Origin of the sequence: Streptomyces cahuitamycinicus, from assembly GCF_002891435.1 — a bacterium.
Lineage (GTDB): Bacteria > Actinomycetota > Actinomycetes > Streptomycetales > Streptomycetaceae > Streptomyces > Streptomyces cahuitamycinicus.
Genome location: NZ_POUC01000004.1, coordinates 1 through 21,335, shown reverse-complemented (window position 1 = coordinate 21,335; position 21,335 = coordinate 1). Strand labels below are relative to the sequence as shown.

Sequence of the window (21,335 nt, the reverse complement as noted above, 5' to 3'; positions counted from 1 at the left end):
CGGTCGGGAACCGTTCAGAAGAAGACGCGACGCAGCCGGCCGCCGCCCCACATGGAACCGCAGCCGGGCCTACTCAAGACACGCAGGAGCAAGTGGTGATCGAAGAGACCCTCCTCGAGGCCGAGGAGAAGATGGAGAAGGCCGTCGTGGTCGCCAAGGAGGACTTCGCCGCGATCCGCACCGGCCGTGCGCACCCGGCGATGTTCAACAAGATCGTGGCCGACTACTACGGCGCGCCGACGCCGATCAACCAGCTGGCCTCGTTCTCCGTGCCCGAGCCGCGTATGGCCGTGGTGACCCCCTTCGACAAGAGCGCGCTGCGCAACATCGAGCAGGCGATCCGCGACTCCGACCTGGGCGTCAACCCGAGCAACGACGGCAACATCATCCGGGTGGTGTTCCCCGAGCTCACCGAGGAGCGCCGCCGCGAGTACATCAAGGTCGCCAAGAGCAAGGGTGAGGACGCCAAGGTCTCCATCCGCTCAGTGCGCCGCAAGGCCAAGGACGCCATCGACAAGCTGATCAAGGACGGCGAGGTCGGCGAGGACGAGGGCCGCCGTGCGGAGAAGGAGCTCGACGACACCACCGCGAAGTACGTCGCGCAGGTGGACGAGCTCCTGAAGCACAAGGAAGCGGAGCTGCTCGAGGTCTGATGAACGACTCTTCCTGGGGGGCGCCGCCACAGGCCGGGTACTGGGGACCCACTGACCAAGGGCATGGTCACGGGCACATCCAGGGACCCGGCCCCGGGCACGTCCAAGGGGCCGGCCCGGCGGGTCCCGCATACGATGCGTATGAAGCGCCTCAGACTCGCCCCATGCCCATCGTGCCCGACGTGACCGACTTCGGCGGAAACCAGGATGACGACCGGGGAGCTGCTCGGCTGAGCGGCACCCCGGTCCGAAACGACACGAATGCGGAGCCCATGCCCGACGCCTCGCAGCCGGCGCCCAAGCCGCCGAAGAAGAGCGCGGGTCGCGACCTGAGCGCCGCGATAGGGGTCGGTGTCGGGCTCGGTGCGGTGATCGTCGCGTCGCTGTTCGTCGTCAAGGCAGTCTTCGTCGGTGTCGTCGCGGTCGCCGTCGTGGTCGGCCTCTGGGAGCTGACCAAGCGGCTGGAGGAGCGCAAGGGCATCCGGGCACCGCTCGTGCCGCTCGCGCTCGGCGGGGCCGCGATGGTCGTCGCCGGGTACGTCCGGGGCGCCGAGGGCGCGTGGGTGGCGATGGCGCTCACGGCACTGGCCGTCCTGGTCTGGCGCATGACCGAACCGCCCGAGAACTATCTGAGGGACGTCACCGCGGGCGTCTTCGCGGCGTTCTACGTGCCGTTCCTGGCGACCTTCGTCGCGATGATGCTGACCGCGGACGACGGACCGCGGCGGGTGCTCACCTTCCTGCTGCTCACGGTCGTCAGCGACACCGGGGCCTACGCCGTCGGCTGGCGGTTCGGCCGGCACAAGCTCGCCCCGCGCATCAGCCCCGGCAAGACCCGCGAGGGCCTGCTCGGCGCGATCTCCTTCGCCATGGTCGCGGGGGCCCTGTGCATGCAGTTCCTCATCGACGACGGTGCCTGGTGGCAGGGACTGGTGCTGGGCCTCGCGGTCGCGGTCACCGCCACGCTCGGCGACCTCGGCGAGTCCATGATCAAGCGGGATCTCGGTATCAAGGACATGGGCACGCTGCTGCCGGGCCACGGCGGCATCATGGACCGGCTCGACTCGCTGCTGCCCACGGCTCCGGTGGTGTGGCTGCTGTTCGTGGTGTTCGTCGGGTCGGGCTGAGGCGACCCTCGTCGACGAGCCCCTGCCCCGATGGGCAGGGGCTCGCTGTCGTCCCGGGGAGACGCCCGGGGGCCTGAAGTGGGACGATTCAGATGTACCTCCCAAAGGAGGCCATCATGGCCATCATCCGAGAGAGCATCGATGTCGACCGCCGTCCGGAGGAGGTCTACCAGTACGTCATGGACCCTCAGCGCATGCCGGAGTGGCAGCTGAGCGCCGTCTCCGCGGAGCGCCTCGACGAGGGGCCCGTCGGCGTCGGCACCCAGGTCCGGGTGACCCGGCACATCGGCCGTCGTGTCATGCCGATGACCATGGAGGTCACCGAGTACGACCCTCCGCACAGCTGGGGCATGCGCGGCGTCGACGGCCCCGTCCGGGCGCAGGTGCACGGAGAGGTCGAACCGTACGACGAGGGCCGGCGCTCCCACGTCACCATCGCCATCGACTTCGAGGGCCACGGCATGGGCAAGGTCCTGGTCCCCCTCGTGGCACGCCCCCAGGTCCGCAAGGAACTCCCGCGCAACGAGCAGCTCCTCAAGGACCGGCTGGAGGAGACGGGCGGGTAGATGCCACCGCAGTGGCTCTGAGGGCATCACCGTCGGGCTGACCGAGCACGGCTGAAGGCTGCCGAAGGAATCGTGCACCCAACGGTGGCCTGAGTGTGGCTTCCCGACCGGATGCTGCCCGCGCTGGGCCGGCTACCTCGCTGCCCTCGGAGCTACCGAGTCACGCCCTATCAGGAGCCCGGGCCGCAGTCCGAGTCGTAATTCCTTGGCAGCCAGCCGGTCCGGCCCCGAAGGGGCGTTGCTACTCAGCAGGCGGTGCGCACTCCGAAGCGCGCCAGACAGTGCCAGACCTTCTTGAGGTCCTGAAGGCCGTAACGGCCAGTTCCGGCTGCATCCCCGATCACCTTGGGGTTCAGCACGTCATCAACGGCGATCTCAGCACCCAGGTCAACGTATTCCTGTCCCCGGTAGCTTGAGTGACGCCGTAGTTCAGCCACGCTGAGCCTGAAACCCGGATGCCATTCGATTGGGCACGGGAGGTGATGAGCTGCGAATTCAACCTCTGTGCCGCGATAGCTGGGGTCCAGCACCAGCGCCTCGACGTCACAGTCGAACCTGACCAGTCCGTGGATCTGTGCCTCAATGTGACAGTCCAGGACGTCCGACTCGCCCGCCTCCGCCAGTTCGATAAGCGAGCAACGGTCGGCTTTGCCGAAGTCGGCAGGCTCGGTGGAACTGTCCGGGTAGCAGAACGTGGTGCGTCTCAGGGTCTCGGTGTTGAGTCTGAAGTACGAAGAGCCGAACCGCGGTGCACCACCGACCGGATCACGGCGGTAGTTCAGCGCACCGTATACGGGACGTTGGTCAGCCGGGGCCTCGTCGTACGCACCGCCGAAGATACGGCTCTCCCAGCGCCACCGGTCTCCACCAGGATGAGCGGTTACACCACCGTTGCTCGTGCCTGTCATGAACTGTGACCGGTAAACGCCGTCTTCCGCCATTTGCGCCAGGACGAGACGATCTCCTGCGGGACGATCGGGATGAAAGTGCATCGTCACCCGGAGGTCCCCAGCGAGCGGCTCTCCTCCACATGAAGCCGCGACATGTTGCAGAGCCTTTTCCTGCAGCGAAACGACGATGTCAGCACCCATGCGTGGAGTGTGCACGGACGGCACTGCTCAACGCACGTCAGTTTGTGAGACACGGCTGCCTTGCCCGAAGTTCATGGGTCTCAGCATCAGGCATAACCCCATGGCTGTTCGACGGAAAGCTCGGCGTCTCGGACCGGGGCTCTTGCCGACCGCAATACCGCCGTCTCCCGCTGGTGGCCGACGTGCCTGCCTGCCGACCGAGCGCCGGACCCGGCACAATCTCGAAGTGGCCCGAGCCCTCAGCGCTCATAACCGCATGGACGACGCACTGGCGAAGATCCTCGAAGCGGAGAGCTGGGCGCCCGAGCAGGTACGGAGCCACTACCTCGCCCGCGAGCTGGTGCTCACCTGGGACCGGAACCAGCGAGGCCGGCCGAGCCGCAGTCTGGCGGACCTGGCCAACAGGCTGCATGTCGTCTGAGCTGGGTACCCTCGGCTGCATGGCGCCGACTGAACAGGACGCGAAGATGGCGCATCCGCGCATGGCGGCGGGCCCGCCCACCCGGCGGTAGCCTGCGGGCCAAACCAGGAAGGTGGGTCCAGTGGGCTTCGACGCAGAACGAACAGCACGCATCACTGCCATGCAGGAAACCGCCCGGCCCGTCTGGGAGGCCACCGGCGACACGGACGCACTCCAGCAGTTCCTCAAGGACAACGGGTGCCACGGAGTGGAAGCCGTATTCGTGACCATGGGCCTGCTGAACTGCGATCTTGCTGAAGCCCAACGAGCCTTCTTCACCGCCCCATGCCGGGACGCCGAGCGCCGCTTCCACAACCACGCCATGGACCTGCTCGAAGAGGCCGCCGAGACCGACGCCTGACAGCACCAGCGGCCCATCAGAGGCCCTTTACTCGACCATTAAGACTCCGCCGACCTCCGTGAGTCGCTACGATCAAGAGATGGCTGGGACGAATCGCGATAATTTCACTGCAAAGACGAAGTCCTCATTGGCGGCCCGGGCCGGTTACCGCTGTAGTAACTTGACATGTCGACGCCTAACTACCCGTCCGGCATGGCAGGATGCAGAGGATTTTCTCAACTTGGGCGATGCAGCTCACATCTATGCCGCGAGCCCTAATGGCCCGAGATATAACGCAGCCATGACATCGGCCGAGCGGAAATCAATTCAGAATGGCATCTGGCTGTGTAAGACATGCGCGAAGATCATCGATAGTGAGCCTGACGCGTATCCACCAGAGGTGCTGGCAGTGTGGAAGCGGCACGCGGAAGCAAGCGCAGTAAGGGACGCGACAGCCGCAGCCGACCAAGTGGGACTCCTGCTCGCAGACATCACCGCCGCAAGGGAACTCCTTCTTTCGTTCTGTGCAGTATGGGAGCGAAACGATCCGTACATGCACTGGCACTCCAATGCCCCATTCCAAGAACGCTCGGCGAGGCATTTCGTTCTGTGCAGTATGGGAGCGAAACGATCCGTACATGCACTGGCACTCCAATGCCCCATTCCAAGAACGCTCGGCGAGGCTTATGGAGTATACGAGCGATCGCGTCAACTCTTACCACAGGGAGATTTCACCCCATGTGACAAGGATCCTTGCGATCGCCCGGTACATTCTGGGATCAGACCATCAAGCTATTGCCGAACTGGAAAGGGGGTCGGAGCATGCCTCCGTGAATTATATCGGAATGCGTGACTGTGCCAATAAGTTGCAAGAATTGCATAGCATTCTAGAATTGCGTTAATTTAAACTGTAAGGTCTGCGGCGCTGGCTGGGCCGTCCCTGGGCCGTCCGAAGCCGACCAACGCTGACAGTCGGCACCCACGGGTGACCACCCCCACCCCGCTCCGGCCTGGGCTGTGGCAGTTGATCTGCCACACTGGGAGAGTTATGCCTGCACCCGGAGAACTCACATTCGTCGCCCCCCGCGGAGCCAAGAAGCCGCCGCGGCATCTTGCCGATCTCACTCCTGCCGAGCGCAAGGAGGCCGTTGCCGCTGTCGGGGAGAAGCCGTTTCGTGCCAAGCAGCTCTCGCAGCACTACTTCGCGCGGTACGCGCATGATCCGGAGCAGTGGACCGATATTCCGGCCGGTGCCCGGGGGCGGCTGCAGGAGGCGCTGCTGCCCGAGCTGATGACCGTCGTGCGGCATCTGTCGACCGACCAGGGCACCACCCGCAAGACGCTGTGGCGGCTGTTCGACGGGACGCTCGTCGAGTCCGTGCTGATGCGCTACCCGGACCGGGTGACCATGTGCATCAGCTCCCAGGCCGGGTGCGGGATGAACTGCCCGTTCTGTGCGACCGGGCAGGCGGGTCTCGACCGGAATCTGTCCACCGCCGAGATCGTCCATCAGATCGTGGACGGGATGCGGGCCCTGCGGGACGGAGAGGTTCCCGGCGGTCCCGCGCGGCTCAGCAACATCGTCTTCATGGGCATGGGTGAGCCGCTCGCCAACTACAACCGGGTCGTCGGATCCATCCGGCGGCTCACCGACCCCGAGCCCGACGGGCTGGGGCTCTCGCAGCGCGGTATCACCGTCTCGACGGTCGGGCTCGTCCCGGCCATCCACCGGTTCTCCGACGAGGGCTTCAAGTGCCGCCTCGCCATCTCGCTGCACGCCCCCGACGACGAGCTGCGCGACACGCTCGTGCCGGTGAACACGCGCTGGAAGGTCCGGGAGGTGCTGGACTCCGGTTTCGAGTACAGCGCCAGGTCGGGGCGGCGGCTGTCCATCGAGTACGCGCTGATCCGGGACATCAACGACCAGGCCTGGCGGGGTGACCGGCTCGGGCGGCTGCTCAAGGGCAAGCCCGTGCACGTGAACCTGATTCCGCTGAACCCGACGCCCGGCTCCAAGTGGACCGCCTCCCGGCCCGAGGACGAGAAGGCGTTCGTGGAGGCGATCGCCGCCCATGGTGTGCCGGTGACGATCCGGGACACCCGTGGTCAGGAGATCGACGGGGCGTGTGGTCAGCTCGCGGCCACCGAACGGTAGTCTGACCGCCGTAAGAACATCTGCATATTCCGACAGGGGAGCGCCACAGCGCTGAGAGTGCGGCACACGGCCGCAGACCCTCCGAACCTGGCCCAGGTCATTCTGGGTAGGGAGATCGGTCATCACTCGAGCTGTTGCGCCCTGCCCGGGACCCCGGAGGTCCCGGGCGGGGCCGCGTCTTCTCCTGGTCACTCCAGGAGGAATCCAGTGGGCAACAACATCAAGCGGCTGGCGGCGGCGGCCGTCGCGCTCGGCGTGTCCGGCACGCTCGCCGCGTGCGGGTCGTCCGACGGCGGCCAGGGGTCCGGCGACTCCAAGACCGTGACGCTCGTCAGCCACGACTCGTGGGCCGCGTCCAAGGACGTCATGGCGGCCTTCGAGAAGCAGTCCGGCTACAAGGTCAGGGTCCTCAAGGACGGCGACGCCGGGCAGGCCGTGAACAAGGCCATCCTGACCAAGGACAACCCGCAGGGCGACGTCCTCTTCGGCGTCGACAACACCCTGCTGTCCCGCGCCCTCGACAACGGCCTCTTCCAGTCGTACGAGGCGAAGGGGTCGGACCGGATCAAGGCGGAGTACCGGGTCGACCAGGACAAGCACCGTGTCACGCCCGTCGACACCGGCGACATCTGCGTCAACTACGACAAGAAGTACTTCGCCGACCACGAGCTGGAGCCGCCGAAGAGCTTCGACGACCTGGTGAAGCCGCAGTACAAGAACCTGCTCGTGACCGAGAACGCCTCCGCTTCCTCGCCCGGCCTCGGCTTCCTGCTCGGCACCGCCGCGAAGTACGGCGACTCCGGCTGGGAGGGCTACTGGACGAAGCTCAAGGCCAACGGCGTGAAGGTCGTCGACGGCTGGGAGCAGGCCTACAACGAGGAGTTCTCCGGCTCGGCCGGCGGCAAGAAGGCCAAGGGCGACCGGCCGCTCGTCGTGTCGTACGCCTCCTCGCCGCCCGCCGAGGTCGTCTTCGCCGACCCCAGGCCCGGCACGGCGCCGACCGGGGTCGCCGAGGGCACCTGCTTCCGGCAGGTCGAGTACGCCGGGCTGCTCAGCAACGCCAAGAACACCAAGGGCGGCAAGGCTCTCCTCGACTTCCTCGTCGGCAAGAGGTTCCAGGAGGACATGCCGATGAACATGTTCGTGTACCCGGTGCGCGAGGGCGTCCAGGTGCCGCCGGAGTTCGTGAAGTACGGGCCGCAGGCGAAGGACCCGGAGACCATGGACCCGGCGAAGATCGCCGACCACCGTGACCAGTGGGTCAAGTCGTGGACCTCACTCGTACTGAAGTAGCCGCCCGGAGGCGGAGCGCGGCGGCTCGGTCCGGCCTGCTGACCGTGCCCGTCGCGTTCTTCGCGGTCTTCTTCGCCTACCCCGTCGCCGCGATCGTCGCGCGTGGCCTGAAGGCCGACGGGACCTGGCACCTGGGGCGGATCGGGGAGGTACTGGCGCAGTCCGACGTCCGGCACGTGCTGTGGTTCACCACCTGGCAGGCGTTCGTCTCCACCGCGCTCACGCTGATCGTCGCGCTCCCCGGCGCGTACGTCTTCGCGCGTTTCCACTTCCCGGGCAAGCAGGTCCTGCGGGCGGTCGTGACCGTGCCCTTCGTGCTGCCGACGGTCGTCGTCGGTACGGCGTTCCTGGCGCTGGTCGGGCGGGGCGGGCTGCTCGACGAGCTGTGGGGCGTACGGCTGGACACCACCGTGTGGGCGATCCTGCTCGCGCACGTCTTCTTCAACTACGCGGTCGTCGTCCGGACGGTCGGCGGGCTCTGGGCGCAGCTGGACCCGCGGCAGGAGGAGGCCGCGCGGATGCTCGGGGCGTCTCCGCTGAGGGCCTGGCGGCAGGTGACTCTCCCTGCCCTCGCCCCGGCCGTCGCCGCTGCCGCGCTCATGGTCTTCCTGTTCACCTTCACCTCCTTCGGTGTCGTGCAGATCCTCGGCGGACCCACCTTCTCCACCCTGGAGGTGGAGATCTACCGGCAGACGTCGGAGATCTTCGACCTGTCGACGGCGGCCGTGCTGACCCTCATCCAGTTCGTCGCGGTGGGCGCCATCCTCGCCCTGCACGCCTGGACCGTGCGGCGGCGGGAGACCGCACTGCGGCTGGTGGACGCGTCCGTGACGGCGCGCCGGCCGCGCGGCGCGGGACAGCGGGCGCTGCTGGGCGGGGTGCTCGTCACCGTCGCCGTGCTGCTCGTGCTGCCGCTCGCCGTGCTGGTGCAGCGGTCCCTTGGCGCCCCGGGCTTCGGCTACTACCGGGCGCTGACCAGCGAGGACGGCGGATTCTTCCTGGTCCCGCCGATCGAGGCGATCGGCAACTCCCTGTCGTACGCCGTCGCCGCCACGATCATCGCCGTGGTGATCGGCTCTCTCGCCGCGGTCGCGCTCACCCGCCGGGACGCCGGGCGGTTCGTGCGCGGCTTCGACGCGCTGCTGATGCTGCCGCTCGGGGTGTCGGCGGTGACCGTCGGCTTCGGGTTCCTGATCTCCCTCGACGAGCCGCCGCTGGACCTCAGGTCCTCCTGGATCCTGGTGCCGCTCGCGCAGGCCCTGGTCGGCGTGCCGTTCGTCGTACGGACGATGCTGCCCGTGCTGAGAGCGGTGGACGTCCGGCTGCGGGAGGCGGCCTCCGTGCTGGGGGCCTCGCCCTGGCGGGTGTGGCGGGAGGTGGACCTGCCGATCGTGCGGCGGGCGCTGCTGATCGCGGCCGGATTCGCCTTCGCCGTGTCCCTCGGGGAGTTCGGCGCGACGGTGTTCATCGCACGGCCCGACCGGCCGACGCTGCCGGTGGCCGTGGCCCGGCTGCTCGGACGCCCCGGTGACCTCAACTACGGCCAGGCGATGGCCCTTTCGACGATTCTGATGATGGTGTGCGCGGTGGCCCTGCTGGTACTGGAGAGGCTTCGCACGGACCGGACGGGGGAGTTCTGATGCTGCTGGCTCTGCGGGGGGCGACGGTTCGTTTCGGTGAGCGGGCGGTGCTGGACGCCGTCGATCTGGAGATCGCCGAGCACGAGATCGTGTGCGTGCTCGGCCCTAGCGGCAGCGGCAAGTCGACCCTGCTGCGGGCGGTGGCAGGGCTGCAACCCCTCGACTCCGGGCGGGTGGTGCTCGACGGTCGCGACCAGGCGGGCGTGCCCGCGCACAAGCGGGGCGTCGGGCTGATGTTCCAGGACCACCAGTTGTTCCCGCAGCGGGACGTGGGCGCGAACGTGGCCTTCGGGCTGCGGATGCACGGCGAGTCGAAGCGGCAACAGGCCGACCGCGTCAAGGAGTTGCTGGACCTCGTGGGGCTGCCGGGCGCGGGCCGCCGGGCCGTCGCCGCACTGTCCGGCGGAGAGCAGCAGCGCGTCGCCCTGGCCAGGGCCCTCGCGCCGAGTCCGCGGCTGCTGATGCTGGACGAGCCGCTGGGGCAGCTCGACCGGTCGCTGCGGGAGCGGCTGGTCGTCGAACTGAGGGAACTGTTCGGCCGGTTGGGCACGACCGTGCTCGCCGTGACGCACGACCAGGGGGAGGCCTTCGCGCTGGCCGACCGGGTCGTGGTGATGCGGGACGGGCGGATCGCCCAGTCGGGTTCGCCCCTTCAGGTGTGGCAGCGGCCCGCCGACGCGTTCGTCGCCCGCTTCCTCGGGTTCGAGAACGTGGTCGAGGCGACGGTCGGGGCGCAGGCCGCGGACACGCCCTGGGGCAAGGTGCCGGTGCCGGAGGGTGCTCCGCAGGGCACGCGGACCCTGCTGGTGCGGCCCGCAGGAGTGCACCTGGTGCCCGCCGACTCGGGCCTGCGCTGCACGGTGGCCGCGCGTACCTTCCGGGGCACTCATGTCGCCGTGCACCTCCAGCCCGAGGACGCCCCACGCCTGGAGGCGGCCTGCGCGCTGCGGGCGGCACCGGAGGTCGGGGACGAGGTCGGCGTGGATTTCGACGCCGCCGAAATCGTGGTGCTCAACTGACCGTCCCCGCCTAGTGCTGTGACCGGAAAGGTTTGCCGGAAAGCTTGTGGCGTCCGGTGCGGTGCATCGCAAGGCGGAGCATCGCCCGCGTACTGGATGTACTCGGGTGATGCGACAACGCGGCGAGGTGCCGTGCCGGGCGTCGCAAGCCGGTGAACCTTTCCGGTCGCAGCACTAGGGTGCGAGGCATGACGCCACTCGCGCACGACCGCTACTGCGACGAAATCGCCCACCAGATCGTCCTGTTGCGGCAGGTGGTGACCTCGGGGGCAGATCTGTCCGGCACGGTGCCGACCTGCCCGGACTGGTCGCTGGAGGAACTCGTCCGGCACACGGGCGCCGCCCTGCGCTGGGCGGAGCTGATGGTGCGGACCCGGGCCGTGGAGGAGGTGCCCGAGGAGCGGGTGCCGGGCGGGGCCGGTCCGCAGGCCGCCGGTGACGCCGCCGCACTGGACGCCTGGCTGGCGGAGACGGGCGAGCAGATCGTCGCCACGCTGCGGGAGGCCGGACCGGACGCGAAGGTGTGGGGCTGGGCCGGGATACAGAGCTCGGGGTTCTGGGCCCGCAGGATGACGCACGAGATCACCGTGCACCGCGCCGACGCCGCACTGGCCGCCGGGCTGCCCTACGAGGTCGCGCCCGAGGTCGCCGCCGACGCGATCGACGAATGGCTCCAGATCGTGGAGTACGTGCAGCGGACGGAGCCGCAGGACGTGGTGGGGGAACTGGTCGGCCCGGGCCGCAGCATCCATCTGCACGCCACCGACACCGGACCGGACCTGAACGCCGAATGGGTCGTCGAGCTCACCGAGGACGGTGTCCGCTGGCGCCGGGGCCACGAGAAGGCCACGGTCGCCCTGCGCGGGCCGCTCACCTTCGTGCTGCTCGCGTTCTACCGCCGGCTGCCGCTGGACACGAAGGAGCTGGAGGTCCTGGGCGAGCGGGAGTTGCTGGAGTTCTGGCTGGAGCGGGCCACCTTCGGCTGAGACAGGACGTGGCCCGCCCCCGGCCGGGGGCGGGCCACGTCACGGTGTGTGCCGCGGGCGTCAGCTGTCGCTGCTCGCCCCGCGACGGCGCATGCCGAAGAACACCGCACCGCCACCGACGGCGACCAGGGCCGCCGCGATGCCGGCGATGATCCCGGTGTTGGAGTCGGCACCGGTCTCGGCGAGGTTGGAGTCACCGGCAGGGGCGGGCACGTTGCCCGCCGGCGAGGTGCTCTGGCTCTCCGACGGCTCCGGAGCGGGGTTCTCGCTCTTCTCGGCCGGCTTGGAGGGGGACGCCGACGGGGTCGGCGTCGCCGGGGGAGTCGAAGCCGGAGGCTCCTCCTCTTCCTTCTTGCAGGCCGTGGCCGGGGTGACGAGGTTCGGCTTGATGTCCTCGTCGACGTACCCGGCGGCCTTGACGTGGATGCGGTACTCGGCGTTCGGCTTCCAGTTCTCGGCGAAGGTGATGGTGGTGCCCTCGCGCGAGCCCTTCACCTCCTGCTCGCCGACCTTCTTGACGTCGGCACCGTTGTTCTCCAGGTACACGGTGACCGTCGCCGCGATGCCGGCGGGGTCGACGTCGGTGACGGTGATGACGCCCTTGTCGCCATCGCACTTCGCCTCGGCGGAGAACTCGCTGATGTCGCAGGCGAGCGCGTTGCCGGCGGTACCGAGCGCGAGCGCGGCCGAGGCGGAGACGACACCGAGGACGCGCACGGCACGTGCGCGGCGGGATACGGACAGAGCTGCCACGTTTGTCCTTACAGGATTGCTCAAGCGGGGGGTGGAGGCAGTGTTGACAGGACATCAGCACTACCGGAGGCTCACAGGTCTATAAGCGCTGCATAAGTAGTGTCAACGCATATGCAGGTTGCAAGCACTTGCTTTGCCTTCTTATTAACCGCCGAGACGTTTCAACGCCTCCGGCGCCTCCTCGATCCGGTCCACCAGCGCGATGCGCGCCTCCATCGAGCGGCCCTGGGCCAGCGACCGGAGCAGCGGCCACGCGGGCAGCTTCTCCGTCCAGTGCACGCGGTTCACCAGCACCATGGGCGTCGGCTCGCCGCGCGATTGGTAGTAGTTGGGCGTCGCGTTGTCGAAGATCTCCTGTACGGTCCCGGCGGCGCCCGGCAGGAACACCACACCCGCGTCGGACCGGGCCAGCAGGCCGTCCTCGCGGGTGGCGTTGGCGAAGTACTTGGCGATGTGGGAGGCGAAGGCGTTCGGCGGCTCGTGGCCGTAGAACCAGGTCGGGATGCCGACCGAACGGCCGCCCTGCGGCCAGCGGGTGCGCACCTCGAAGGCGGCCGCGGCCCACTGGGTGATCGACGGGGTGAAGTGCGGTGCCTTGCCGAGGAGTTCGAGTGACTCGCTGAGCATCTCGTCGCCGAAGGGGGCGGCGTACGCGCCGAGGTTCGCCGCCTCCATCGCGCCTGGGCCGCCGCCGGTGGCGATCGTGAAGCCGGCGCGGGCCAGCTCCCGGCCGAGGCGCGCCGCGCCCGCGTACTCCTCGGTTCCGCGGGCCATCGCGTGGCCACCCATGACGCCCACGACCCGGGCGCCGGACAGGAGTTCGTCGAGCGCGTCCGAGACGGAGTCGTCGTGGATCGAGCGCAGCATCGACGCGTGGATGTCGCGGTCCGCCTTCGTGCGCTGGAACCAGGCGTAGGCGAGGGCGTCGGGCGTGGCCTCGTAGCCGTCGGCCAGCGACGCGAAGAGTTCGTCCGGCGAGTAGACCAGGCCGCGGTACGGGTCGAACGGCAGGCCCGGGACCGGAGGGAAGACCAGGGCGCCGTCGCTGCGGACCTTCGCGGCCGCGTCCTCGCGCATCGCGCAGCCGAGGAAGACCGCGTCCGCCGTGTCCGTGGTGAGCAGCTCGCGGGTACGGTCCGTCAGATCGACGGCCTGGACGCGGTATCCGGCGAGGGTGCCGCGCGCCGAGACGGTCGCGTCGAACTCCTCGAGGGTCTCGATCTCACGGTCGTCGTGGTGGGCCGCATGGGCGGGCATCGTCTGCACGCGCCCATGCTGGCACAGCCGCCGTCAGCCCTGGACGGCCGCCGGGTCCATCCACACGACCTCGAAGGTGTGGCCGTCCAGGTCGTCGAAGGCGCGGCCGTACATGAAGCCGTGGTCCTGGGTCTCGCCGGAGACCGAACCGCCCGCCGCGACCGCCTTCTCGACCAGCTCGTCGACCTTCTCGCGGCTCTCGGCGCTCAGCGCGAGCAGCACCTCGCTGGTCTTCGTCGAGTCCACGATGTCCTTCTTGGTGAACTGCGCGTACTTCTCCTTGGTGTGCACCATCACCACGATGGTCTCGCTGATCACGACCGAGGCGGTGGTGTCGTCGCTGAACTGCTCGTTGATCGTGAAGCCGAGCTCCGTGAAGAACTTCTTGGAGGCGCCGAGGTCGCCGGTGCACAGGTTCACGAAGATCATCTGCTGGTACATGCGAGGTCTCTCCCATCAAGTGCGTGTCGTTACGCGGGTATAGACCGGGCGCCCCGCCGGAACTCATCGCCGGATTTTTTCGTACGAGTCTTCTTGCGGCCGCGGGACTCAGCGCGCCAGGGGGAGCGCCGCCAGTTCGGCGACCGTCAGGGTGAGCGGACCGAACACGGCGAGCAGCGCGCCCGTGCGGAGGGCGGCGGCGCTGCGCAGTGTCGTGGCGGTGGCGCCGAGCCGCGTCAGCGCGGCGGTGGTGCCGGCGTGGGCCTGCCTGGCCTCGACGGCCGCCGTGAGGAGCGTCGCCGTGGTGCAGCCGGTCACGAGCAGCACGCCGAGGGTGGTGAGCGGGCCGAGCGAGAGCCCGTCCGGGGCGTGCAGCAGTGCCATGGCCCAGGCGGCGGACAGCACCGCGCAGACGACGCCCAGGGGGCGCCCGATGCGGACGGCTTCCGCCATGAGGATGCGGCCGGCCAGGAGCCGCAGGGCGCCGGGGCGGGCCGACTGGAGCAACCGTCCGCACAGATGGGTCAGGCCCGGACCGGCCAGGGCCAGGCCGACGGCGGCCAGCGCCCAGCCCGCCAGCACGCCCGGGGAGGCGCCGGAGAAGGAGAGGTCGGGGGGTGTCGGACTGGTACGGCCCGTGTAGCTCACCACGGCGAGGCCCGCGGCCAGCACGGTGATGCCCCAGGGGAGACCGGAGGGAGCGGCGATGGTGTCCGGCAGGGCCGCGTCGGAGGCCTCATCGGGAGTGTCGGGCGCCTCGGGGCCCGGGTGCTGTGCCAGGGCCCCGGCGGGGCTGATGGCCCCGGCCGCGTCCGGCGCCGCCGCGTGCGCGCTGAGCCGATGGACGGGATCGCCGGCCGGGCCCCTCGCGCCCGCCGCTTCCGGTGCGCCCGGGTGGTGGGGGGCGGCGGGCGGAGTGACGTCCACGACCGGGCCCACGGCTCGCAGGTCCACCGCGTCTGGGCCCACGGCGCCTGGGCCCACGGCTCGCGGGTCCACCGAGGACGGGGCCACGGAGCCCAGGTCCACCGCGCCCGGGCCCACGCCGCCCGAGCCCACCGCGGACGGGTCGACCGCGGACGGTCGAGCGGGGTCCGCGACCGCGCTCACCGTCCCGCCGGGGCCTGCGGCCGCCGCCGCGGCCGACCCGCCGTTCCGGGCCGCCGGCGGGCCGCTCTTCGTGGCGGGCTCGGTGCCACGGCCGTCCGTGGGCCGAATGATCTGCCGGCCGAACCGGCCGTACGCCCCGAAGGTCTCGCGGGTGCTGGTGCGCCGGTGGGCGCCGAAGTGGCCGTACGTCCGGGCCGCCCGGGGCGCGGCCGGCGCCGCCTCGTGTGGGCGCAGGGCCAGTGCCACCGCGACCGACGCGCCGACGGGCACGAACGCCAGCAGGGTCAGGGCGCCCGGCAGCGGCAGGGGCCGGCCCGCGGCGAGGGACTCGGCGGCGGCGCCGTCGAAGGGCATGCCCGTCAGGTCGCCCCGCAGGTGCAGGAAGACGAGCAGGGCCAGCATCGCGCCCAGGGTGCAGGACAGGGCCGTCGTCGTCGCCGAGACGGCCATCATGCGGACCGGACCGAGGCCGATGGCCGAGAGGCCGGAGCGGGGCTTGGTTCCTGGGTCGGTACGGGCCACCGCGACCGCGAAGTACACCGTGGCGGCCAGCGGGGCCGCGCACCAGGCCAGCCGCAGCGCGGCGGAGCCGGGGGAGCCCGGGTGGCCCAGAGCGTAGCCCAGGGCGCAGAGCAGCAGGAAGCCCGTGCCCGCGGAGGCCGCCGTGACCAGGAGGCGGCGCAGCTGGACGGCGGGATGGGCGCCGCGGGTCAGACGGAGAGCGAGCACGCGGCCCGGCCTTCCGGCTTGCTGGTCTCGGCGACCGGCGGCAGGTGGACCGTCTGCACGCGCCGCCCGTCGAGCAGGGACACCGTGCGGTCGGCGAGGGCCGCCGTCTCGGCGTCGTGGGTGGCCAGGACGACGGTGATGCGGTGGGAGCGGGCCGCCGTGGTGAGCGTACGCAGCACATGGGCCCGGTCGGCGCGGTGCAGGGGCGCCGTGGGTTCGTCGGCGAACAGCACTGACGGCGCGGGGGCGAGGGCGCGGGCGATGCAGACCCGCTGGCGCTCGGCCTGCACCAGCTGGTGCGGCCGTTTGCGGGCGCTGTCGCCGATGTCCAGGCGCTCCAGCCACTCCAGGGCCGCGGTCTTGGCGCGGCGCCTGCTGGTGCCGCGCAGCATCAGCGGCAGGGCGGTGTTCTCCCAGGCGTTGAGCTCCGGTACCAGGGAGGGGGCCGGGTCGATCCAGCCGAAGCGGTCGCGGCGCAGCCGCTCGCGGGTGAGGGGGCCCATGGTGTGCACGGGCACGCTGTTGAACCAGACCTCGCCGCGCCGGACGGGCACCAGGCCGGACAGGCACCGCAGCAGGGTCGTCTTGCCGCTGCCGCGCGGTCCGCCGATGGCGAGGATCTCGCCCTCGCGCACGCCGAGCGAGACGCCGCAGAGCGCGGGCGAGCCGTCGTCGTGCTGGAAGTGCAGGGCGCGTGCCCAGAGCACGTCGTCGTCCGGTTGGGCCTCCATGCGCGTACACCTCGGTTCAGATCCGTAGTTCCCGTGCCGTCCCCCGTGCGGGGGAACGAAGGCAGGGCCGATCGGTCACTGGGCACGCTAGGCAGAAGGCGGCGGGAGGCCGGACAGCACGCGGCCCCGGGCCGCCGTTTCTCACTCGGACGGGCGGCACCGGGGCCGGTGTTGATCATCCAGGCAGACGATCGGAGCGACGCGGGTCAGAGCCTGGTCCACGCCTCGGAGAGGGTGGCGCGCAGGATCTGCTCGATCTCGTCGAACGTCGACTGGTCGGAGATCAGCGGCGGGGCGAGCTGGACGACCGGGTCGCCGCGGTCGTCGGCGCGGCAGTACAGACCGTTGTCGTACAGCGCCTTGGAGAGGAAGCCGTACAGGACGCGCTCGGTCTCCTCGTCGTTGAAGGACTCCTTGGTGGCCTTGTCCTTCACCAGCTCGATGCCGTAGAAGAAGCCGTTGCCGCGGACGTCGCCGACGATCGGCAGGTCGTGGAGCTTCTCCAGGGTGGCGCGGAAGTTGCCCTCGTTGTCCAGGACGTGCTGGTTGAGGTTCTCGCGCTCGAACAGGTCGAGGTTGGCCAGGCCCACGGCGGCGGAGACCGGGTGGCCGCCGAAGGTGTAGCCGTGCAGGAAGACGTTGTCCTCCTTATAGAACGGCTCGGCGAGGCGGTCGGAGATGATGCAGGCGCCGATCGGGGAGTAGCCCGAGGTCATGCCCTTGGCGCAGGTGATCATGTCCGGCACGTAGTCGAACTTGTCGCAGGCGAAGTACGTGCCCAGGCGGCCGAAGGCGCAGATGACCTCGTCCGAGACGAGCAGTACGTCGTGCCGGTCGCAGATCTCGCGGACCCGCTGGAAGTAGCCGGGCGGGGGCGGGAAGCAGCCGCCCGCGTTCTGCACCGGCTCAAGGAAGACCGCGGCGACGGTGTCCGGGCCCTCGAAGAGGATCTGCTGCTCGATCTGGTCGGCGGCCCAGCGGCCGTAGGCCTCGGGGTCGTCGCCGTGGATCGGGGCGCGGTAGATGTTGGTGTTCGGGACCTTGTGGGCGCCCGGGACCAGCGGCTCGAAGGGGGCCTTCAGGGCCGGCAGGCCGGTGATGGACAGCGCGCCCTGCGGGGTGCCGTGGTAGGCGACCGCACGGGAGATGACCTTGTGCTTGGTGGGCTTGCCGACCAGCTTGAAGTACTGCTTGGCGAGCTTCCATGCGGTCTCCACCGCCTCACCGCCGCCGGTGGTGAAGAAGACCTTGTTCAGGTCGCCCGGGGCGTGGTGGGCGAGGCGCTCGGCCAGTTCGACGGCCTTGGGGTGGGCGTAGGACCACACCGGGAAGAACGCCAGCTCCTGCGCCTGCTTGAAGGCGGTCTCGGCGAGCTCGACCCGGCCGTGCCCGGCCTGCACCACGAAGAGGCCGGCGAGGCCGTCCAGGTAGCGCTTGCCCTTGTCGTCGTAGATGTAGGTGCCCTCGCCCCGGACGATGGTGGGGACGGGGGCCTTCTCGTACGACGACATGCGCGTGAAGTGCATCCACAGGTGGTCGTACGCGGTCTGGGAGAGGTCCTTGCTCACGGCTATCGGGTCCTCACGATCATCGGGTTCCCCACATGTAGGTCTGCTTCTTGAGCTTGAGGTAGACGAAGCTCTCGGTGGAGCGCACTCCGGGCACCGCCCGTATGCGTTTGTTGATGACCTCCAGGAGGTGGTCGTCGTCCTCGCAGACGATCTCCACCATCAGGTCGAAGGAGCCTGCGGTCATCACCACGTACTCGCATTCGGACATGGCCGACAGCGCGTCCGCGACCGACTCCACGTCGCCCTCCACGTTGACGCCGACCATGGCCTGTCTGCGGAAGCCCACGGTGAGCGGGTCCGTGACGGCGACGATCTGCATCACGCCCTGGTCGAGCAGCTTCTGGACGCGCTGGCGCACGGCCGCCTCCGACAGGCCCACGGCCTTGCCGATGGCGGCGTACGGCCGGCGGCCGTCCTCCTGGAGCTGCTCGATGATGGCGAGGGAGACGGCGTCCAGCTGGGGCGAGCTGCCGTTCCTGGACTCGCGGGAGGGCTCGCGGGACTCCCGCGAGCCCTTCTGGTCTGCGCTTCGACTGGCCACGAGGTCACTGTGCACGAGGTCTCGACACTTCCGCAAGCCTCGATCGATGAAATCCGTTGTTTGAGCCCTCGACTCCTGCGAATTCCGCACGATCGAAGGGAGCGGGGGTGTTGAAAACGTGGGTCTGCCGACTAGGGTGGGTGTCTCAAGTACTGGACATCCGAACTGGAGGGCCGGCAGTGAGCACCGAGCTGCGTCGTCTGCGCAACTACATCGGCGGTGAGTTCCGGGACGCCGCCGACGGACGGACCACCGAGGTGGTCAATCCCGCGACGGGCGAGGCGTACGCGACCGCTCCGCTGTCCGGGCAGGCGGACGTGGACGCCGCGATGGCGGCGGCCGCCGAGGCCTTCCCCGGCTGGCGCGACACCACGCCCGCCGAGCGCCAGAAAGCCCTGCTGAAGATCGCGGACGCCTTCGAGGAGCGCGCCGAGGAGCTGATCGCGGCCGAGGTGGAGAACACGGGCAAGCCCATCGGGCTGACCCGCTCCGAGGAGATCCCGCCGATGGTCGACCAGATCCGCTTCTTCGCGGGCGCGGCGCGGATGCTGGAGGGCCGCTCGGCCGGTGAGTACATGGAGGGCCTGACCTCCATCGTGCGCCGCGAGCCGGTCGGCGTCTGCGCGCAGGTCGCGCCCTGGAACTACCCGATGATGATGGCCGTGTGGAAGTTCGCCCCGGCGATCGCGGCGGGCAACACCGTCGTGCTGAAGCCGTCCGACACCACCCCGGCCTCGACGGTCCTCATGGCCGAGATCATCGGCTCGATCGTCCCCAAGGGCGTCTTCAACGTCATCTGCGGCGACCGCGACACCGGTCGCCTGATGGTCGAGCACGAGACCCCGGCGATGGCCTCCATCACCGGCTCCGTCCGCGCCGGCATCCAGGTCGCCGAGTCCGCCTCCAAGGACGTCAAGCGGGTCCACCTGGAGCTGGGCGGCAAGGCCCCGGTCGTGGTCTTCGAGGACACCGACATCGCCAAGGCCGTCGAGGACATCTCGGTTGCGGGCTACTTCAACGCCGGCCAGGACTGCACGGCCGCCACCCGCGTGCTCGTCCACGAGTCCATCCACGACGAGTTCGTCTCCGCGCTGGCCAAGGCCGCCTCCGAGACGAAGACCGGGCAGCCGGACGACGAGGACGTGCTGTTCGGCCCGCTCAACAACCCCAACCAGCTCAAGCAGGTCGAGGGCTTCATCGACCGGCTGCCCGCGCACGCGCGCGTGGAGGCCGGCGGCAAGCGGGTCGGCGACAAGGGCTACTTCTACGCGCCGACCGTCGTCTCGGGCCTGAAGCAGACCGACGAGATCATCCAGAAGGAGGTCTTCGGCCCGGTCATCACCGTGCAGTCCTTCTCCGACGAGGCGCAGGCCGTGGAGTGGGCCAACGGCGTCGAGTACGCGCTGGCCTCCTCCGTGTGGACCAAGGACCACGGCCGCGCCATGCGGATGTCCAAGAAGCTCGACTTCGGCTGCGTGTGGATCAACACCCACATCCCGCTGGTCGCCGAGATGCCGCACGGCGGCTTCAAGAAGTCCGGCTACGGCAAGGACCTCTCGGGGTACGGCTTCGACGACTACACGCGGATCAAGCACGTGATGACGTCGCTGGACGCGTAACCACGCGGTTTTGATCTCACGGCCCCGGGCGGCACTCCGCCTCTCCCGGGGCCGTTCCGCTGCCTGCGGAACCCATAGTCCCCTTCTGGTGGTCGGTGATCGACATGGCCTTCGGGGTGTTCGGGGTGATCCCGCTGTACGTCGTACGGCAGCGGATCAAGCGGCTGGAGGCGCTGTCCGCGCCGGTGGCCACCCCGGTGCTCAGCGGTTGAGAAAAACTGTTATCCCGGAAACCTTCACGGCGTCTCCCCGCATGTGATCCCGCACATAGCCAAGACCCCCGTGCCGCCTGAGAGGGTGCGTGCGGAAAAGCACCGATCCCAGCCGGCGAGGGGCCCCGTGGACAGTGAGCACTGGCGCGCCGTCGTCACGGCGGCGCAGGACGGCGACCGGCGGGCGCTGGACGAGCTGGTCGCGGGGTGGCTGCCCCTGGTCTACAACATCGTGGGCCGGGCCCTGAACGGCCACGCCGACGTCGACGACGTCGTGCAGGAGACCATGCTGCGCGCGGTCGGCAACCTCGGCTCGCTGCGCGACCCGGACAGCTTCCGGTCCTGGCTGGTGGCGATCGCCATGCGGCAGATCCGCGACCGGGCCCGGCGGAAGACCCCGGACCGGCTGGAGGAGGCGGCGGCCTCCGACTTCGCCGAGCTGACCGTGCTGCGGCTCCAGCTGGAAGGACAGCGGCGGGAGGTCGCCGAGGCGGTGCGCTGGCTGGACGGCGAGGACCGGCAGCTGCTGTCGCTGTGGTGGCTCGAGGTCGCGGGCGAACTGACCCGGCGCGAACTGGCCGCCGCGGTCGGCGTCACCCGGCAGCACGCCGCCGTGCGCGTCCAGCGGATGAAGGAACGCCTGGAGACCTCGCGCGGCATCGTCCGGGCCCTGGACGGCGCCTGCCCCGGCCTGCGCGAGGTGACCGGCCGCTGGGACGGCCGGCCCGACTCGGTGTGGCGCAAGCGGCTGGCCCGGCACATCCGCGGCTGCGGCTACTGCGGCGGTACCCGCGAGGCCGTCGTACCGGCCGAACGCCTCCTGGTCGGTATCGCCCTCGTCCCGCTGCCCGTCGGCTTCACGCTGTCGCTCGCCTTCGGCGGCAAGACCGCGGTGGCGGCCACGTCCGCCGGCTGGTCCGCCAAGCTGCTCGGAGCGCTCACCAAGCCGGCCGTGGCGATGACGGCGGGCGCCACGATCGTCGCGGGCGGCGCCTACGTCGTCACCCAGCCGCCGGACGCCCCGCCGCCCCGGGCCGCGGT

20 protein-coding genes and 1 riboswitch are annotated in these 21,335 nt (G+C 69.8%); of the genes, 12 read left to right on the top strand and 8 right to left on the bottom strand.

The features are described 5' to 3' along the window. Positions 1–95 precede the first annotated feature (95 nt). From frr to C1J00_RS01105, 3 genes are all read left to right on the top strand, one after another. Entirely contained in the window at positions 96–653 is a 558-nt protein-coding gene (gene frr / locus C1J00_RS01115; protein ID WP_031120910.1) for a ribosome recycling factor, read from the top strand. Beyond that, positions 653–1,780, top strand: coding sequence for a phosphatidate cytidylyltransferase (locus C1J00_RS01110; protein WP_102907143.1), 1,128 nt, complete (start codon positions 653–655; stop codon positions 1,778–1,780). Before frr ends, C1J00_RS01110 begins: the two co-directional genes overlap by 1 nt. A 116-nt stretch (positions 1,781–1,896) precedes the next feature. Further along, complete coding sequence (locus C1J00_RS01105; RefSeq protein WP_102907142.1) at positions 1,897–2,346, top strand: SRPBCC family protein; 450 nt, start codon at positions 1,897–1,899, stop codon at positions 2,344–2,346. 245 nt (positions 2,347–2,591) lie between these two features. Here the strand turns inward: C1J00_RS01105 and C1J00_RS01100 are convergent, their stop codons facing one another. Next, positions 2,592–3,437 (bottom strand): DUF3626 domain-containing protein, encoded by an 846-nt coding sequence (locus C1J00_RS01100; protein ID WP_180989351.1) that lies wholly within the window; start codon positions 3,435–3,437, stop codon positions 2,592–2,594. Between the two features lie 256 nt (positions 3,438–3,693). Between C1J00_RS01100 and C1J00_RS01095 the strand changes: the two genes are divergently transcribed. The 7 genes from C1J00_RS01095 (at position 3,694) to C1J00_RS01065 (ending at position 11,330) form a co-directional block, all read left to right on the top strand. After that, positions 3,694–3,858 (top strand): hypothetical protein, encoded by a 165-nt coding sequence (locus C1J00_RS01095; RefSeq protein ID WP_180989350.1) that lies wholly within the window; start codon positions 3,694–3,696, stop codon positions 3,856–3,858. Positions 3,859–4,018: 160 nt separating this feature from the next. Further along, entirely contained in the window at positions 4,019–4,258 is a 240-nt protein-coding gene (locus C1J00_RS01090; protein WP_146046113.1) for a hypothetical protein, read from the top strand. Positions 4,259–5,285: 1,027 nt separating this feature from the next. Then, complete coding sequence (gene rlmN / locus C1J00_RS01085; protein WP_102907140.1) at positions 5,286–6,392, top strand: dual-specificity RNA methyltransferase RlmN; 1,107 nt, start codon at positions 5,286–5,288, stop codon at positions 6,390–6,392. A gap of 24 nt (positions 6,393–6,416) precedes the next feature. After that, positions 6,417–6,523, top strand: a riboswitch (TPP riboswitch). A 76-nt stretch (positions 6,524–6,599) separates the two neighbouring features. Next, on the top strand, positions 6,600–7,685 hold the full coding sequence (locus C1J00_RS01080) for a thiamine ABC transporter substrate-binding protein (RefSeq protein WP_102907139.1): 1,086 nt from the start codon (positions 6,600–6,602) through the stop codon (positions 7,683–7,685). A gap of 38 nt (positions 7,686–7,723) precedes the next feature. After that, positions 7,724–9,325 (top strand): ABC transporter permease, encoded by a 1,602-nt coding sequence (locus tag C1J00_RS01075; RefSeq protein ID WP_102907177.1) that lies wholly within the window; start codon positions 7,724–7,726, stop codon positions 9,323–9,325. Next, entirely contained in the window at positions 9,325–10,344 is a 1,020-nt protein-coding gene (locus tag C1J00_RS01070) for an ABC transporter ATP-binding protein (RefSeq protein WP_102907138.1), read from the top strand. Before C1J00_RS01075 ends, C1J00_RS01070 begins: the two co-directional genes overlap by 1 nt. A 188-nt stretch (positions 10,345–10,532) precedes the next feature. After that, positions 10,533–11,330 (top strand): maleylpyruvate isomerase family mycothiol-dependent enzyme, encoded by a 798-nt coding sequence (locus C1J00_RS01065; RefSeq protein WP_102907137.1) that lies wholly within the window; start codon positions 10,533–10,535, stop codon positions 11,328–11,330. 60 nt (positions 11,331–11,390) lie between these two features. On the opposite strand, the gene C1J00_RS01060 is transcribed toward C1J00_RS01065, so the two are convergent. The 7 genes from C1J00_RS01060 to C1J00_RS01030 form a co-directional block, all read right to left on the bottom strand. Further along, positions 11,391–12,074: an LAETG motif-containing sortase-dependent surface protein gene (locus C1J00_RS01060; RefSeq protein ID WP_102907176.1), complete on the bottom strand. Its 684-nt coding sequence runs from the start codon at positions 12,072–12,074 to the stop codon at positions 11,391–11,393. Positions 12,075–12,227: 153 nt separating this feature from the next. Beyond that, positions 12,228–13,349, bottom strand: coding sequence for an LOG family protein (locus tag C1J00_RS01055; RefSeq protein ID WP_102907136.1), 1,122 nt, complete (start codon positions 13,347–13,349; stop codon positions 12,228–12,230). Positions 13,350–13,373: 24 nt separating this feature from the next. Beyond that, positions 13,374–13,781 carry a VOC family protein gene (locus C1J00_RS01050; protein WP_102907135.1) on the bottom strand — a complete coding sequence of 136 codons (408 nt, stop codon included), beginning with the start codon at positions 13,779–13,781 and terminating at the stop codon, positions 13,374–13,376. Positions 13,782–13,889: 108 nt separating this feature from the next. Continuing rightward, on the bottom strand, positions 13,890–15,620 hold the full coding sequence (locus C1J00_RS01045; protein ID WP_102907134.1) for a hypothetical protein: 1,731 nt from the start codon (positions 15,618–15,620) through the stop codon (positions 13,890–13,892). Continuing rightward, positions 15,602–16,351 (bottom strand): ABC transporter ATP-binding protein, encoded by a 750-nt coding sequence (locus C1J00_RS01040; RefSeq protein WP_102907133.1) that lies wholly within the window; start codon positions 16,349–16,351, stop codon positions 15,602–15,604. The genes C1J00_RS01045 and C1J00_RS01040 overlap by 19 nt, the downstream gene beginning before the upstream one ends. A gap of 206 nt (positions 16,352–16,557) precedes the next feature. Beyond that, on the bottom strand, positions 16,558–17,919 hold the full coding sequence (locus C1J00_RS01035; RefSeq protein WP_102907132.1) for an aspartate aminotransferase family protein: 1,362 nt from the start codon (positions 17,917–17,919) through the stop codon (positions 16,558–16,560). A 19-nt stretch (positions 17,920–17,938) separates the two neighbouring features. Further along, a complete protein-coding gene (locus tag C1J00_RS01030) occupies positions 17,939–18,478 on the bottom strand; it encodes an Lrp/AsnC family transcriptional regulator (RefSeq protein ID WP_031138236.1) in 540 nt (179 codons plus the stop codon). A gap of 164 nt (positions 18,479–18,642) precedes the next feature. Here C1J00_RS01030 and C1J00_RS01025 point away from each other — a divergent pair, with 164 nt between their 5' ends. Both C1J00_RS01025 and C1J00_RS01020 read left to right on the top strand, forming a co-directional pair. Next, positions 18,643–20,082, top strand: coding sequence for a gamma-aminobutyraldehyde dehydrogenase (locus C1J00_RS01025; protein ID WP_102907131.1), 1,440 nt, complete (start codon positions 18,643–18,645; stop codon positions 20,080–20,082). A 339-nt stretch (positions 20,083–20,421) separates the two neighbouring features. Next, positions 20,422–21,335 (top strand): sigma-70 family RNA polymerase sigma factor (locus tag C1J00_RS01020; RefSeq protein WP_146046112.1); only part of this gene is annotated, 914 nt, incomplete at its 3' end.

Excerpts from the sequence above, each read along its gene's own strand:
- C1J00_RS01110 (WP_102907143.1), top strand. The coding sequence starts at position 653 with ATGAACGACTCTTCCTGGGGGGCGCCGCCACAGGCCGGGTACTGGGGA.
- C1J00_RS01105 (WP_102907142.1), top strand. The coding sequence starts at position 1,897 with ATGGCCATCATCCGAGAGAGCATCGATGTCGACCGCCGTCCGGAGGAG.
- C1J00_RS01100 (WP_180989351.1), bottom strand. The coding sequence starts at position 3,437 with ATGGGTGCTGACATCGTCGTTTCGCTGCAGGAAAAGGCTCTGCAACAT.
- C1J00_RS01095 (WP_180989350.1), top strand. The coding sequence starts at position 3,694 with ATGGACGACGCACTGGCGAAGATCCTCGAAGCGGAGAGCTGGGCGCCC.
- C1J00_RS01090 (WP_146046113.1), top strand. The coding sequence starts at position 4,019 with ATGCAGGAAACCGCCCGGCCCGTCTGGGAGGCCACCGGCGACACGGAC.
- rlmN (WP_102907140.1), top strand. The coding sequence starts at position 5,286 with ATGCCTGCACCCGGAGAACTCACATTCGTCGCCCCCCGCGGAGCCAAG.
- C1J00_RS01070 (WP_102907138.1), top strand. The coding sequence starts at position 9,325 with ATGCTGCTGGCTCTGCGGGGGGCGACGGTTCGTTTCGGTGAGCGGGCG.
- C1J00_RS01065 (WP_102907137.1), top strand. The coding sequence starts at position 10,533 with ATGACGCCACTCGCGCACGACCGCTACTGCGACGAAATCGCCCACCAG.
- C1J00_RS01050 (WP_102907135.1), bottom strand. The coding sequence starts at position 13,781 with ATGTACCAGCAGATGATCTTCGTGAACCTGTGCACCGGCGACCTCGGC.
- C1J00_RS01040 (WP_102907133.1), bottom strand. The coding sequence starts at position 16,351 with ATGGAGGCCCAACCGGACGACGACGTGCTCTGGGCACGCGCCCTGCAC.